The following is a 14234-nucleotide window of genomic DNA, read 5'->3' on the forward strand; positions in this document are numbered from 1 at the left end:
CACCGGCACTCTGCCGGCTTTCCGCCCACCTCACTCGGGAAGCCGGACTGATTCTGCGATGGGCGCGGTGAGATCCCGGCCCGGATATCGAGGCTTTCCACCATGGTGACGTACATCGTCCGGCGACTGATTACGGCCGCACTTATACTTCTCGGGGCATCATTCCTCGTGTATCTCCTGACAGCGTCGTCGGGGGATCCGCTGGAGGAGTTCCGCGCCAGCAGCGCTCCGAACAAACAACAGCTCATGGACTCACGCAGCCAGCTCCTTGACCTGGATACTCCGGCACCCCTCAGGTACTTCAAGTGGCTCAGCGGAGCAGCCAGGTGCCTGGTCCCTTTCGGCAGCTCCTGTGACCTCGGAAAGAACATCGCCGGACAGCCGATTACCGATGCGCTCGGATTTGCGCTGGTGCAAACCCTGACACTTGTCACCGGCGCCACGATTCTGGCAATCCTCATCGGTATCGCGCTGGGCATCATCACGGCGCTTCGGCAGTACAGTGCCCTGGACTACGGCGTGACGTTCATGGCCTTCCTCTTCTTCTCGCTCCCCATTTTCTGGGTTGCGGTGCTGTTGAAGGAATACGGGGCCATCGGTTTCAACGATTTTCTCCGCAATCCTGAGATTCCGCTGCCGGTGGCACTCGGGATCGGGGCCATCGCAGGCCTGATAGTTGCCGTTGCCGTAGGCGGGGCAGCCCGCCGCCGCATCGTTTCAGGCGGTACCGTGTTCCTCGCGGTCAGCCTTATCCTGATCTATTTCTCTGTTGTCCAGTGGTTCCGGAACCCCGGCCTTGGACCGGTGGTCATAGCAATTGCCGGGGTGGGCCTCGCATTCGCCGTCACCCTCCTGGTGGCGGGGCTCAAGAACCGGAAGGCGCTGCAAGCGTCGCTGATCGTTGTGGCAGTTGGACTGGTGGCGTACTTCGCAGTCCAGCCGCTCCTGAACCAGGCGACGGCCGTCATGATCGTCCTGCTGGGCATCGCGACCGTCGGCGTGGGCGTAGCCGTGGGCTACCTGATGGGCGGCTACGACCGGGGCCAGTCCATGCGGGCTGCCGGCATAACTTCCTTCCTGGTAGGCGGGCTCGTCCTCATGGACCGCTTCATGCAGGCCTGGCCCAGCTACTTCAGCAACAGCAGGGTCCGGGGCAGGCCGATCGCCACCATCGGTGCGGGCACCCCCAACATCCAGGGCGACTTCTGGATCCTGACACTGGACACGTTCACCCACCTGATTCTCCCGACCATGGCCCTCATCCTTGTTTCGCTGGCAAGCTACACGCGGTTCACCCGATCGTCCATGCTGGAAATCATGAATATGGACTACATCAGGACAGCCCGGGCCAAGGGCCTCTCTGAAAGGTCCGTGGTGATGGGACATGCGTTCCGCAACGCACTGATTCCCATTGCCACCATCGTTGCTTTTGATATCGGGGCGCTCATAGGCGGAGCCGTCATCACGGAGACCGTGTTCTCCGTTCGAGGCATGGGTTTCCTCTTCCTGGACGGCATCATGCATACGGACCCAAACCCGGTCATGGGCGTATTCGTATGCGTGGCAGTGACCGCGATGGTGTTCAACCTGATCGCAGACCTTGCGTATTCCGCACTCGATCCCCGCGTAAGGATTAAGGCATGAGCCAGCCAACCCAGCAGGAAGAATTCCTCGCCGAGCACTCACACCCCAGGCCGCCGGGTGCGTCCCTTGAGCCGGACGCAAAGGGGCTGAGCCAGGGACAAATAGTACGTAAGCGGTTCCTGGGCCACAGCGGAGCCATTGCAGGCCTGTTCATTTTTGCCATCATCTTTTTGATGGCGTTCACTTCAGTGGGCTGGGCCGGAATTCCGGGCTGGTGGAAATACAACCACCTGGACGTCTCACCGCTCGTCAATGACGGCGTTCCGACCGCGTCCTTGTGGCCGCCGGCCTGGGGCGAACACCCGTTCGGGCAGGACCGCATCGGCCGCGACCTCTTCGCCATGACCATGCGTGGAGCCCAGCAGTCCATCATCATCATGCTCCTCATCGGGACCATCGCTGGCCTGCTCGGCACCGTGGTAGGCGGCCTGTCGGGTTATTTCCGAGGTTGGGTCGAGGCCGTGCTGATGCGGATCACCGATGTCATCATCATCATCCCCGTGCTGCTGCTCGCCGCCGTAGTCGCCCAGAGCGTCAACCGCCGGGACCAGGGAGGCTGGTTTTCGGGTTTCGCGGCCAGCAACGGCATCCTGATCCTTGGCATCTTCCTTGGCCTCGTCAGCTGGGTTGGCCTCGCCCGGCTGATGCGCGGGGAGTTCCTCACGCTGCGTGAGCGGGAGTTCGTCGATGCGGCACGCATCTCGGGCGCCAGCAATTCACGGATCATTTTCAAGCACATCCTGCCCAATGCCATCGGTGTGCTGATCGTTAACGTGACCCTGACCATGTCCGCTGCCATCCTGCTGGAAACGGCCCTGAGCTACCTCGGCGTCGGCGTGAAATCCCCGGACACCTCACTGGGCCTGCTGATCTCACAAAACCAGGAAGCATTTGCCACCCGGCCATGGCTGTTCTGGTTCCCCGGGCTCTTCATTGTCCTGATCTGCCTCAGCATCAACTTCATCGGCGACGGACTTCGCGATGCGTTCGATCCGCGGCAGAAGAAGTTCAACGCCAAGAAGGCCAAGGACGTGAAGCCTGCTGAGGTGCGGAAGGCCCCCGCTGCAGCAGCCGACGGCTCTGCGGGCGACTGAATGCGCCCTGTCCGGGCATCCGCCCTACGGAACTGCCACGCCCCAGTAGCTGGCGGCCAAGAGCACGGCAGTGGCGGCAATGGCCGTCCAGCGGAAGGTCACCCTGACAGCCGTTGCTTCGGCATTTCCCGCGTCCAGGGCGCCCGTTTCGACCAGCTCTTCCCAACGTCCGCGAACCAGCCGGGCCGCTTGGCCGGAATCGGTGGTCTTCAGGTCCCCGGGACGCACGGACTTTCCCGGTCCGTAGGTCGCGGAAGGAAGGCCCTTGAGATCCTCGGGACGGGCGTTGCGCCCACCCCAGATGCCCGGCGCGGGTGCAGCCCACGAGACATAGTTCCGTGCAGGCGTGACCAGCGTCAGCGCGTACCGGGTGTCGACGTTCACGAGGGCGGACCACGGGACGTCGACGGAGCGGAACGGATTCTCCAGCGTGATGCCGCCGTCGTGGATCACCACAGCGGGCATCCAGAACAGCAGCCAGCCCAGGAAGCCGACCAGCAGCAGCGGGCCTGTGCCCAGAAGCGCCGCCGGCTCTCCGGCCGCCGCAGTGACGGCGAGGCCAAGTGCTGCGACCAGCCAGGACAGCCAGGCGAACCACTTGTTGGTGCGGGCTTTGAAGACTTCAACATTTCCGGCGTGCGGCACACTGCTCATGCCCCTAATAATTCAGGATTCCAGGCCACAGCACTAATCTTCAGTGCAGTCGTGGCCTGGGCGGAAGGGAACGCGTCATGACTGACAACATCACCCCTAACCAGGACACCGCCCCGGCACAGGATCCCGCCAAGGGCGCAGTTGTCCTTGAGGTCCGCGATCTCAGCGTTGACTTCGGCGTGGACAAGAAGTGGGTGCCCGCGGCCATCGGCCTGAACTACGAGGTCAGGGCAGGCGAAGTCCTGGCCATTGTGGGGGAGTCCGGTTCCGGCAAGAGTGCCAGCTCCATGGCCCTCCTGGGCCTCCTGCCCAGCAACAGCCGGGTGTCCGGCAGCGTCCGGCTCTCCGGTAAAGAATTGCTCGGCGCTAACGCAGCCAACATCCGCGAGGTCCGCGGCAAGGATGTGGCCGTGATCTTCCAGGAGCCGATGACCGCCCTCAACCCGGTATACACAGTTGGGGCGCAGATCGTGGAGACGGTGCGGCTCCACAACGAAGTTTCGCCTGAGCAGGCCAAGGAGCGTGCCTTGCGGATGCTGGAACTGGTGGAGCTCCCGGACCCGGAGAAGGCCTTCAGGTCCTACCCGCACCAGTTGTCCGGAGGCCAGCGGCAACGGGCCATGATCGCGCAGTCACTGTCCTGCGATCCCAAACTCCTTATTGCCGACGAGCCCACGACTGCCTTGGACGTGACGGTCCAGGCCGAAATCTTGGACCTCATGCGCAACCTCCGGAACAAACTGGACAGCGCCATCGTGCTCATTACCCATGACATGGGTGTAGTGGCGGACCTTGCCGACCGGATCGCCGTGATGCGGCAGGGTCTGATTGTCGAGACGGGAACGGCCGAACAAATCTTCCGCAACCCCCGGCACGAGTACACCCAGGCTCTCCTGGCGGCAGTGCCGCACCTCGGCCAAGGAGGTGCGGAGCCCGGCGAAGAGGTGGACGTCACTGCCGCGCTGGCTGCCGCTACACACGCCGAACTCGAATCGGTGGACCACGCGGAACTGGCCCGGCGCGAACGCGAGAACGCTGCGGCGCTGGCTGCTGCGGCTGCGGAACGGCCCCAGGGCGAGCCTGTCCTTGAACTGACCGATGTGGCGATCGAGTACCCCAAACAGGGCCGTGTGCCGGCTTTCAGGGCCGTCGAAGGCGCAAACCTCGTGATCTACCCGGGCCAAGTGGTTGGGCTGGTCGGCGAATCAGGTTCAGGCAAGACCACCATCGGCCGGGCGGCCGTGGGGCTGCTTCCGGTCGCCGCCGGCACCATGCGGGTCGTAGGCCAGGACATCTCCGCCGCCAAGAAAAACGGCAAACAGCTGCACCAGGTCCGCCGCCACATCGGCATGGTGTTCCAAGACCCGTCCTCGTCGCTGAACCCGCGCCTTCCGATCGGCGAGAGCATCGGCGAACCGATGTTCCTTGCCGGGGAAGCCAAGGGAAGCGGGCTGCAGAAGCGGATCGAGGCCCTGCTTGACCAGGTTGAGCTGCCGCGGAGCTACCGCAACCGGTACCCGCATGAACTGTCCGGCGGGCAAAAGCAGCGCGTGGGCATTGCCCGGGCGCTGTCGCTCAAGCCGAAGCTGATGGTGGCGGATGAGCCGACGTCGGCTCTTGACGTCTCTGTGCAGGCCAAAGTGCTTGAACTGTTCCAGAACCTCCAAAAGGACCTCGGCTTCGCCTGCCTGTTCGTGACTCACGACCTGGCAGTGGTCGACGTACTGGCCGACCGGATCTGTGTGATGCAACGCGGCAGGATCGTCGAGCAAGGCACCCGGGACCAGATTCTGCGCAATCCGCAGGAGCCCTACACGCAGCGGCTGCTTGCCGCCGTGCCGCTTCCGGACCCCGAAAAACAGCGTGAGCGGAGGGAGCTGAGGGCGCAGTTGCTGGCGAGTGGAGTGGAGTAGCGTCCGTCACATCAGGGGTAGCATACCAGTGAGTAACATGTGACTTGAAATGCGCCGCTGTTGACGCTAATGGTCAAATTGTGACCGGGTCACAGTTTGGCAACAGAGTTCCAATATTTGGACATTTTGAGGTTAGGCTACTCACTTATGTATGCCACGTCACAGGACACCTCTGTGCCCGGCCTGCGGGGAAGCACAAGATTTCCCTAACTCAACTCCCACAACTCATAGGAGGCGGAATGCGTTTTTCGCGCACTTCCAAAGCACTGGGCATGGTTGCCATCGCGGCCCTTGCCCTGACCGGATGCGGTGCCGGAGGCGGCTCCACAGACGGTGCCAGCCAGGCTGCAGGCGACCCCAACAAGGTCATCACCGCGTACAGCAACGAACCGCAGAAGCCCCTGATGCCCGCCGATACCGGCGAAGTGTACGGTGGCCGCGTTGTGGAGCTCCTGTTCGAAGGACTTCGGAGCTACGACCCCAGCGGCAAGTCCGTCAACGCGCTGGCAGAGTCCATCGAGTCCCCGGACGGCCAGAACTACACCATCAAGGTCAAGTCCGGCAGCAAGTTCACCAACGGCGAGGAAGTTACCGCCAAGAGCTTTGTTGACGCATGGAACTTCGCCGCTCTGAGCACCAACGCCCAGAGCAACAGCAGCTTCTTCGAATCCATCGAAGGCTATGACGCAGTCAGCGCCACCAAGACGGAGAAGGGCGCGGACGGCAAGGACACCGACGTTCCTGCCCCCACTGCACAGACCCTCTCAGGCCTTGCATTGAAGGATGATTCCACCATCACGGTCAAGCTGACGCAGCCTGAAGCCGACTGGCCGTTGCGTCTTGGCTACTCGGCCTTCATGCCCCTGCCCGCTGACGCCATCAAGGACCCGAAGAAATTCGGCGAGAACCCGGTCGGTAACGGCCCGTACAAGATGGCCAAGGAAGGTGCCTGGCAGCACGACAGCCAGATCGAACTGGTCAAGAACGCTGATTACCAGGGTGCGCGTGCTGCCAAGAACGGCGGCGTGACGTTCAAGTTCTACACCGACCCGGCCCCGGCCTACACCGACATCCAGGGCAACAACCTCGATGTCACGGACGTCCTGCCGACGGATGCCCTGAAGACCTACACCACGGACTTCCCTGAGAACCACCTCAACAAGCCGTATGCAGGCAACTCCACCCTGAACATCCCGGGCTACCTGCCCGAGTTCCAGGGCGAGGCGGGCAAGCTCCGCCGCCAGGCGCTGTCCATGGCCATCAACCGCGAAGAGATCACCAAAGTCATCTTCTCCGGAACCCGCATCCCGGCCAAGGACTTCACCTCCCCGGCCGTTGACGGCTACAACGAAAATGTTGCCGGTTCCGATGTTCTCAAGTTCGACGCCGCCAAGGCCAAGGACCTGTGGACGAAGGCCGACGCCATCAGCCCGTGGCCGGCTGACAAGACCCTGCAGCTTGCGTACAACACTGACGGCGGCAACAAGGAATGGATCGACGCCGTTGCCAACAATTTCAAGAACAACCTGGGAATCAAGGCCGAGGGCCAGCCGTTCGCCAAGTTTGCTGAAATCCTGAAGCTGCGCACCGCCAAGGACCTTCCCGGCCTGACCCGTGCCGGCTGGCAGGCAGACTACCCGTCGCTGTACAACTTCCTCGGCCCGCTCCTGAAGACCGGCGCCAGCGCCAACTACGAGGGCTACACGAACCCCGAGTTCGACAAGCTCCTCACCGAAGGCCTCGGCGCCAAGTCCACGGACGACGCCAACAAGAAGTTCACCCAGGCACAGGAAATTCTCTTCGAGGAACTCCCGAACCTGCCGCTGTGGTACTCCGCACGTCAGGCCGTCTGGAGCCAGAACGTCAGCAATGTTGACTCTGGCTGGAACGGTGTTCTGCAGTACTGGGCCATCACCGCCAAGTAGTTCTCGGAACATATCCACGTCAAAAGCTAATGGGGGTTCGGCCACAAAGCCGGGCCCCCATAGCCTTGGAACCGGCACGAAAGCTGTCCTACATGATCCCCCATAGCCCCACAAACGCGCGGGAGATGTCGCTGTGATCCAGTACATTCTCCGGCGCCTGCTGCAGATCATTCCGGTGTTTATCGGAACCACCCTGCTCGTCTACTTCATGGTCTTCGCGCTTCCGGGTGACCCCATCCGGGCGCTGTTCGGCGACCGTCCCCCCAGCGAAGCCGTGATCGCGCAGCTCCGCCAGCAGTACAACCTCGACCAGCCGTTCTGGGTGCAATACGGGCTCTTCCTCAAGAACCTGTTCACCTTCAACCTCGGAGTCGATTTCACCGGCCAGCCGATTGCGGCGTCCCTTGGCCGGATTTTTCCGGTGACGGTCATGCTTGCCGTCGAGGCCCTCATTATCCAGACTGTCTTTGGCGTCACCTTCGGCCTCATTGCCGGCCTGCGCAAGGGGAAGATCTTCGACGCGACGGTGCTCGTTGCGTCTCTGGTGGTCATCGCCATCCCGACCTTCGTCCTCGGCTTCGTCCTGCAGTTGCTGATTGGTGTGCAGCTTGGCTGGGCCAAACCCACTGTTGGAGCAAACGCGGACTGGGGCAACCTGATCCTGCCGGCCACTGTGCTTGGACTGGTTTCCTTCGCCTACGTCCTGCGGCTCACCCGTGCATCGGTCATCGAAAACATGAATGCCGACTACGTGCGCACCGCCACCGCGAAAGGCCTGTCACGGCCGCGCGTGGTGATCACGCACATCCTTCGTAACTCGATGATTCCGGTCATCACCTATCTGGGCGCCAGCCTCGGCGGCCTGATGGGCGGCGCCATCGTTACGGAGAGTATCTTCAACGTCCCGGGCGTTGGCCAGAAGCTGTTCCAGGCCGTCATCCGCAGCGAAGGCCCCACCGTGGTCGCGATTGTCAGCGTCCTGGTGCTCGTCTTCGTAATTGCCAACCTGTTGGTCGACTTGCTCTATGCCTGGCTTGATCCAAGGATCCGTTATGAAAACTAATCGCGAAATCGAGCACTTCGTTGCCCCCGTTGAGGAGACCCCTCTGCTGGCAACAGACTCGCTCAAAGTAGACCAGGCACCGCTTAGCCTCTGGGCCGATGCCTGGCGCAAGCTCCGCCGTCGCCCGCTGTTCATCATTTCAGCCGTGATGATTGCCCTGATTATTGTTGTGGCGCTCTTTCCGGGCCTGTTCACCCAGGTGGCGCCGAACGACAACTGCCAGCTGGCAAATTCCGACGGCGCCCCGGCAACCGGGCATCCGCTCGGATTCACCTTCCAGGGCTGCGACGTATACTCCCGCCTCATCCACGGTACCCAGGCGTCGCTCATGGTGGGCGTCTTCTCCGTGCTGTTCGTCCTCATCATCGGAGTCACACTCGGTGCCCTCGCAGGCTTCTATGGCGGCTGGATCGACGCCGTCATTGCCCGTCTTGGCGACATCTTCTTCGCCCTGCCGCTTATTCTGGGCGCGCTGGTGGTCTCGCAGCTGCCGTTCATGCGTGAAAACCGCGGCGTCTGGACAGTGGTCATGGTCCTGGTGATCCTCGGCTGGCCGCAGATGGCCCGTATCACGCGCGGAGCCGTGATCGAAGTGCGCAACGCCGACTTCGTCACTGCGGCCCGGTCCCTTGGCGTCTCGCGCATCGGCTCACTCATCAGGCACGTGCTGCCGAACGCCCTTGCGCCGATTATCGTCCTCGCCACCATGGAACTCGGCGTCTTCATCGTTGCCGAAGCCACGTTGTCGTTCATCGGCATCGGCCTGCCAGGCAGCATCATGTCCTGGGGTAACGACATCGCCGCAGCCAAGTCCTCTGTGCGCACCAACCCGGCGATCCTGCTTTACCCGGCAATGGCGCTCTCCGTCACTGTCCTGAGCTTTATCATGCTCGGCGATGCCCTGCGCGACGCCCTCGACCCGAAGAGCCGCCAACGATGAACGAGGCAATCATGACAAGTTCCGATGTCAGCATCCGTGAGGCAGACCTGGCGGACAAGCCGCTCCTGGAAATCCGCGACCTCGCCATTTCCTTCAAGACCGGTTCCGGTGAGGTCCAGGCCGTCCGGAACGCCCACCTGACCATCATGCCGGGTGAAACGGTCGCGATCGTGGGTGAGTCGGGCTCCGGAAAGTCGACGACGGCGCTGGCCGCCATCGGCCTGCTGCCCGCCAACGGCCGGGTTTCCGGCGGACAGATCCTCCTCGACGGCGAGGACATTTCCGATGCCCCCGAAAAGCGCATGATCGAGCTGCGCGGCAACACCATCGGCATGGTCCCGCAGGACCCGATGTCCAACCTCAACCCGGTGTGGAAGATCGGCTACCAGGTCAAGGAAACGCTGCGGGCCAACGGGCGCCCCAGCGGGCCGGCGGACGTTGCGAAGGTTCTCGCCCAGGCAGGCCTTCCCGACGCCGAACGCCGCGCAAAGCAGTACCCGCACGAGTTCTCCGGCGGCATGCGCCAGCGTGCCCTGATCGCGATCGGCCTGTCCTGCCAGCCGCGCCTGCTCATCGCCGACGAGCCGACGTCGGCCCTGGACGTGACCGTGCAGCGTCAGATCCTGGATCACCTGGACAAGATGACCACCGAGCTGGGCACGGCCGTCCTGCTCATCACCCACGACCTGGGCCTCGCCGCCGAACGTGCGGACAAGGTGGTGGTGATGTACCGCGGCCAGGTCGTGGAGGCCGGGCCGTCGCTGGAGCTGCTGCAGAACCCGCAGCACCCGTACACACAGCGGCTTGTGGCGTCGGCCCCGTCACTGGCCTCACGGCGCATCCAGGTGGCCAAGGAGCTCGGCGTCGAGTCGGACGAACTGCTGGCTCCCGGCGAGGCAGTCGTCGTCGAGCCGACCATGACTGAAGACGTGCTCCAGATCCAGAACCTCCGTAAGGTGTTCAAGCTCCGTTCCGGCTTCGGGAAGTCCACCGACTTCACCGCCGTGGACGACGTCTCGTTCAGCGTCAAACGCGGGACCACGACGGCGATTGTGGGGGAGTCGGGTTCCGGCAAGTCCACTGTGGCGCAGATGGTGCTTAACCTCCTGCAGCCGACGTCCGGCAAGATCGTGTTTGACGGTGTGGACACGTCCACGCTGAACAACAAGGAGATCTTCGCGTTCCGTCGCCGCGTGCAGCCGATCTTCCAGGATCCGTACGGTTCCCTCGACCCGATGTACAACATCTTCCGGACCATCGAGGAACCGCTGCGCACCCACAAGATCGGGGACAAGGCCAGCCGCGAGAAGAAGGTCCGCGAGCTCCTGGACCAGGTGGCGCTGCCGCAGTCCACCATGCAGCGGTACCCGAATGAACTGTCCGGCGGTCAGCGTCAGCGTGTTGCCATTGCCCGTGCACTGGCACTCGATCCGGAAGTGATCATCTGCGACGAGGCGGTCTCAGCCCTGGACGTGCTGGTCCAGGCGCAGGTGCTGAACCTGCTCGCTGAGCTCCAGTCCAGGCTGGGCCTGACTTACCTGTTTATCACCCACGACCTCGCCGTGGTCCGGCAGATCGCGGACCACGTCTGCGTGATGGAAAAGGGCAAGCTGGTTGAAACCGGTTCAACGGATGACGTCTTCGACGCGCCGCAGAAGGACTACACGAAGGCGCTGCTCAACGCCATTCCGGGTGCACGGCTCATGCTGCCGCCCGAAGTTGCCTGAACAGACGTCGCCTGAACAGACGCCAGTTGCCTAAAGAAGGAGCCGGTATCCGCCCCGCTGGGTGGATACCGGCTCCTTCTTTGTCCGCTTGCGTGGTGAAGACGTGAAGCTCAAAGGCGGGACGCCGGCCTAGCCAACCGGCAACGCCGAGGTGGCCGGCTGAGCCGGGGCCTCAAGGCCCAGTTCCTTCAGCCGTGCGGCCAGAATCGTGCCCAGCGCCTTGTGTCCGACGCTGTTCATGTGCACGCCGTCCGCCAGTTCCTTCGCCAGGTTGTATTTGGTCAGCCAGTCTCCAACGCTGATGAAGGGGATGGCGTGCTTGGCCGCGACGGTGCTGAGCAGTGTATCCACCTGTGACCGGCGCCCGCCGCCGTAGTTGACCCCGCGGGCCAAGGTGCCGATCATGGCGAACTTGGACCCGGGGTAGCGCTGCTTGAGCGACGCGATCAGGCGCTCGGCATTGGCTACGATCTGGGCGTCGGTTGCTCCACGTGCAGCATCGTTTCCACCGCCCTCGATGACAACCAGCGCGGGGGAACCGTAGGGGAGCTGCCAGTCACCGCGCTGCAGGGCGTCGATGTAGTTGCCGGTCTTGCCGTTGGAGGCAACGTACCCGGTGCCACCGCGGCCGCAGAAGAAGACGTTGTAGCCCATGGCGGCCAGGCCCTGGCGCGGCCAGCCGGCTTCCGGTTCGGACTGGGAATCCCCGATCAGGACGGCGGTCCGCCTGATGTTGGCCACGATCACTTCGTTGCGGCCGTTTGCAGGGTTCTTGTAAACGGACCCGGGGGCCATGGTTGCCGGATCAAGTTCCGGGGTGAGCTGTGCCTTCGCCGCAGAACCCGCGGCCACGGGTTCACCCGGCGCAGCAGCCACCGGTGCGGCGGCTGACTTCCGGGGAGCGGACGCAGACTTCAGCGGGACAGCACCGGCTGACGGCTGCGCCAGGGCGGAACCGTTCGATTCCGTGGCGGCGTCCGGTACTTGCGGCGCCTGGCCACAGCCAGCCATCAGAACGCCGACAGCGATCATAGGTGCGATGAAGCGGGGCAAAGCTGAGGCAATTCGCATCTATGGTCTCCGGGCTGTGCGTGCTGTTACCTCCGCAATCATGAGGCATAGCACTGGGAATATCCAGTAACTTTACGCACTATTCTTTCCATTCAAGTGACGCTTCGGTAACGGGGGCGCGCGGGCGCGGATTTGGGGTTTTTAGGCCAATAAATGACCTAGCGCTTAGACTTGTAGAAGGCGCCCTGTGCCAAAGGGTCTCGTCCGTCGTGCGTTCCGGTTGGAAATGTCGCGATACCACAGCTGACTTCACCACTGAATCGAGCAATAACGCATGTCTGAAACCACCACCAACACCGCGGTAGCCACTGCATCGCGCAGTGACCTGCGCAACGTCGCGATCGTGGCCCACGTTGACCACGGCAAGACCACCCTGGTCGACGCCATGCTCAAGCAGACCAACTCCTTTGCCGAGCACAACCACCTCGAAGACCGCGTCATGGACTCCGGTGACCTGGAGCGCGAAAAGGGCATCACCATCCTGGCCAAGAACACCACGGTGGCCTACAACGGACCGTCCTCCAAGGGCGAGACCATCACGATCAACGTGATCGACACCCCCGGCCACGCCGACTTCGGCGGCGAGGTGGAGCGCGGCTTGTCCATGGTTGACGGCGTTGTGCTCCTTGTTGACGCTTCTGAAGGACCCCTGCCCCAGACCCGCTTCGTGCTCCGCAAGGCCCTCGCCGCGCACCTGCCGGTGATCCTCCTGGTCAACAAGACCGACCGCCCCGACGCGCGGATCGAAGAAGTTGTCCACGAGTCCATGGACCTGCTTCTGGGCCTGGCGTCCGATCTTGCCGATGAAGTCCCGGACCTGGACCTGGACAAGATCCTCGAAGTCCCGGTCGTCTACGCCGCTGCCAAGGTTGGCCGCGCTTCCCTCGAGCAGCCGGCCGACGGCACGGCTCCGGAGAACGAGGACCTTGAGCCGCTGTTCAAGACCATCATCGAACACATCCCGGCCCCGACGTACAACCCTAACGGCGTCCTGCAGGCCCACGTCACCAACCTGGACGCCTCCCCATTCCTCGGCCGCCTGGCTCTGCTCCGCATCTACAACGGCACCCTGCGCAAGGGCCAGACCGTTGCCTGGGCACGCGCCAACGGTGAGCTGAAGAACGTCAAGATCACCGAACTGCTGGCCACCAAGGCCCTGGACCGCGTTCCGGCCGAGTCCGCAGGCCCGGGCGAGATCGTCGCCGTCGCCGGCATCGAGGACATCACGATCGGTGAGACCCTGACCGACGCCGAGAACCCGCAGCCGCTGCCCCTGATCACCGTGGACGATCCCGCGATCTCCATGACCATCGGCATTAACACCTCGCCGCTGGCCGGCAAGGTCAAGGGCGCCAAGGTCACGGCCCGCCAGGTGAAGGACCGCCTGGACAAGGAACTGATCGGTAACGTCTCCATCAAGGTTCTCCCCACCGAGCGTCCCGACGCCTGGGAAGTCCAGGGCCGTGGCGAGCTCGCGCTGGCCATCCTTGTCGAGCAGATGCGACGCGAAGGCTTCGAGCTGACGGTCGGCAAGCCGCAGGTGGTCACCAAGACCATCGACGGCAAGATCCACGAGCCGATGGAGCACATGACCATCGACGTACCGGAAGAGTACCTCGGCGCCGTCACGCAGCTCATGGCAGCCCGCAAGGGCCGCATGACCAACATGGCCAACCACGGCACCGGCTGGTGCCGCATGGAGTTCATCGTTCCGGCCCGCGGCCTGATCGGTTTCCGCACCAAGTTCCTCACGGACACCCGCGGCGCCGGCATCGCGGCCTCCATCTCCGAGGGCTACGAGCCCTGGGCCGGTCCGATCGAGTACCGTACCAACGGTTCGATGATCGCCGACCGCGCCGGTGTGGTGACGCCTTTCGCCATGATCAACCTGCAGGAACGCGGCTCCTTCTTCGTGAAGCCCACTTCAGAGGTCTACGAGGGCATGATCGTCGGCGAGAACTCCCGCGCGGACGACATGGATGTCAACATCACCAAGGAAAAGAAGCTCACCAACATGCGTGCAGCCTCCTCCGACACCTTCGAGAACCTGACGCCGCCGCGCGACCTGACCCTCGAAGAGTCCCTCGAATTCGCCCGCGAGGACGAGTGTGTTGAGGTCACCCCGGAGTCCATCCGTATCCGCAAGGTCATCCTGGACACCAACGAGCGCGCCAAGGCCAACCGCGCCCGCGCCAAGGTCTGA

General features: G+C 63.2%; 10 protein-coding genes. 8 read left to right on the forward strand and 2 right to left on the reverse strand.

The features are described 5' to 3' along the window. Positions 1–102: 102 nt before the first annotated feature. Complete coding sequence (locus JOE31_RS08505; RefSeq protein WP_209743292.1) at positions 103–1644, forward strand: ABC transporter permease; 1542 nt, start codon at positions 103–105, stop codon at positions 1642–1644. After that, positions 1641–2738: an ABC transporter permease gene (locus JOE31_RS08510; protein ID WP_209743294.1), complete on the forward strand. Its 1098-nt coding sequence runs from the start codon at positions 1641–1643 to the stop codon at positions 2736–2738. Before JOE31_RS08505 ends, JOE31_RS08510 begins: the two co-directional genes overlap by 4 nt. A 24-nt stretch (positions 2739–2762) precedes the next feature. Here the strand turns inward: JOE31_RS08510 and JOE31_RS08515 are convergent, their stop codons facing one another. Beyond that, complete coding sequence (locus tag JOE31_RS08515; protein WP_209743296.1) at positions 2763–3392, reverse strand: PH domain-containing protein; 630 nt, start codon at positions 3390–3392, stop codon at positions 2763–2765. A gap of 77 nt (positions 3393–3469) precedes the next feature. Here JOE31_RS08515 and JOE31_RS08520 point away from each other — a divergent pair, with 77 nt between their 5' ends. The 5 genes from JOE31_RS08520 to JOE31_RS08540 all read left to right on the forward strand — a co-directional run bounded on the left by JOE31_RS08520 (position 3470) and on the right by JOE31_RS08540 (position 10960). After that, on the forward strand, positions 3470–5305 hold the full coding sequence (locus tag JOE31_RS08520; protein ID WP_209743298.1) for an ABC transporter ATP-binding protein: 1836 nt from the start codon (positions 3470–3472) through the stop codon (positions 5303–5305). Between the two features lie 239 nt (positions 5306–5544). Continuing rightward, on the forward strand, positions 5545–7230 hold the full coding sequence (locus tag JOE31_RS08525) for an ABC transporter substrate-binding protein (RefSeq protein ID WP_209743300.1): 1686 nt from the start codon (positions 5545–5547) through the stop codon (positions 7228–7230). A gap of 133 nt (positions 7231–7363) precedes the next feature. After that, on the forward strand, positions 7364–8293 hold the full coding sequence (locus JOE31_RS08530) for an ABC transporter permease (protein ID WP_209743302.1): 930 nt from the start codon (positions 7364–7366) through the stop codon (positions 8291–8293). Next, positions 8283–9233, forward strand: coding sequence for an ABC transporter permease (locus JOE31_RS08535; RefSeq protein ID WP_209743304.1), 951 nt, complete (start codon positions 8283–8285; stop codon positions 9231–9233). Before JOE31_RS08530 ends, JOE31_RS08535 begins: the two co-directional genes overlap by 11 nt. Positions 9234–9244: 11 nt before the next feature. Beyond that, positions 9245–10960 (forward strand): ABC transporter ATP-binding protein, encoded by a 1716-nt coding sequence (locus JOE31_RS08540; protein WP_209743306.1) that lies wholly within the window; start codon positions 9245–9247, stop codon positions 10958–10960. A 129-nt stretch (positions 10961–11089) separates the two neighbouring features. On the opposite strand, the gene JOE31_RS08545 is transcribed toward JOE31_RS08540, so the two are convergent. After that, complete coding sequence (locus tag JOE31_RS08545) at positions 11090–12031, reverse strand: SGNH/GDSL hydrolase family protein (protein WP_209743308.1); 942 nt, start codon at positions 12029–12031, stop codon at positions 11090–11092. Positions 12032–12305: 274 nt separating this feature from the next. Here JOE31_RS08545 and typA point away from each other — a divergent pair, with 274 nt between their 5' ends. Beyond that, positions 12306–14234: a translational GTPase TypA gene (gene typA, locus JOE31_RS08550; RefSeq protein ID WP_043482792.1), complete on the forward strand. Its 1929-nt coding sequence runs from the start codon at positions 12306–12308 to the stop codon at positions 14232–14234.

Origin of the sequence: Arthrobacter sp. PvP023 (assembly GCF_017832975.1) — a bacterium.
GTDB lineage: Bacteria > Actinomycetota > Actinomycetes > Actinomycetales > Micrococcaceae > Arthrobacter.

Coding starts and splice junctions, on each gene's coding strand:
- JOE31_RS08505 (WP_209743292.1), top strand. CDS start 103: ATGGTGACGTACATCGTCCGGCGACTGATTACGGCCGCACTTATACTT.
- JOE31_RS08510 (WP_209743294.1), top strand. CDS start 1,641: ATGAGCCAGCCAACCCAGCAGGAAGAATTCCTCGCCGAGCACTCACAC.
- JOE31_RS08515 (WP_209743296.1), bottom strand. CDS start 3,392: ATGAGCAGTGTGCCGCACGCCGGAAATGTTGAAGTCTTCAAAGCCCGC.
- JOE31_RS08520 (WP_209743298.1), top strand. CDS start 3,470: ATGACTGACAACATCACCCCTAACCAGGACACCGCCCCGGCACAGGAT.
- JOE31_RS08525 (WP_209743300.1), top strand. CDS start 5,545: ATGCGTTTTTCGCGCACTTCCAAAGCACTGGGCATGGTTGCCATCGCG.
- JOE31_RS08535 (WP_209743304.1), top strand. CDS start 8,283: ATGAAAACTAATCGCGAAATCGAGCACTTCGTTGCCCCCGTTGAGGAG.
- JOE31_RS08540 (WP_209743306.1), top strand. CDS start 9,245: ATGACAAGTTCCGATGTCAGCATCCGTGAGGCAGACCTGGCGGACAAG.
- JOE31_RS08545 (WP_209743308.1), bottom strand. CDS start 12,031: ATGCGAATTGCCTCAGCTTTGCCCCGCTTCATCGCACCTATGATCGCT.
- typA (WP_043482792.1), top strand. CDS start 12,306: ATGTCTGAAACCACCACCAACACCGCGGTAGCCACTGCATCGCGCAGT.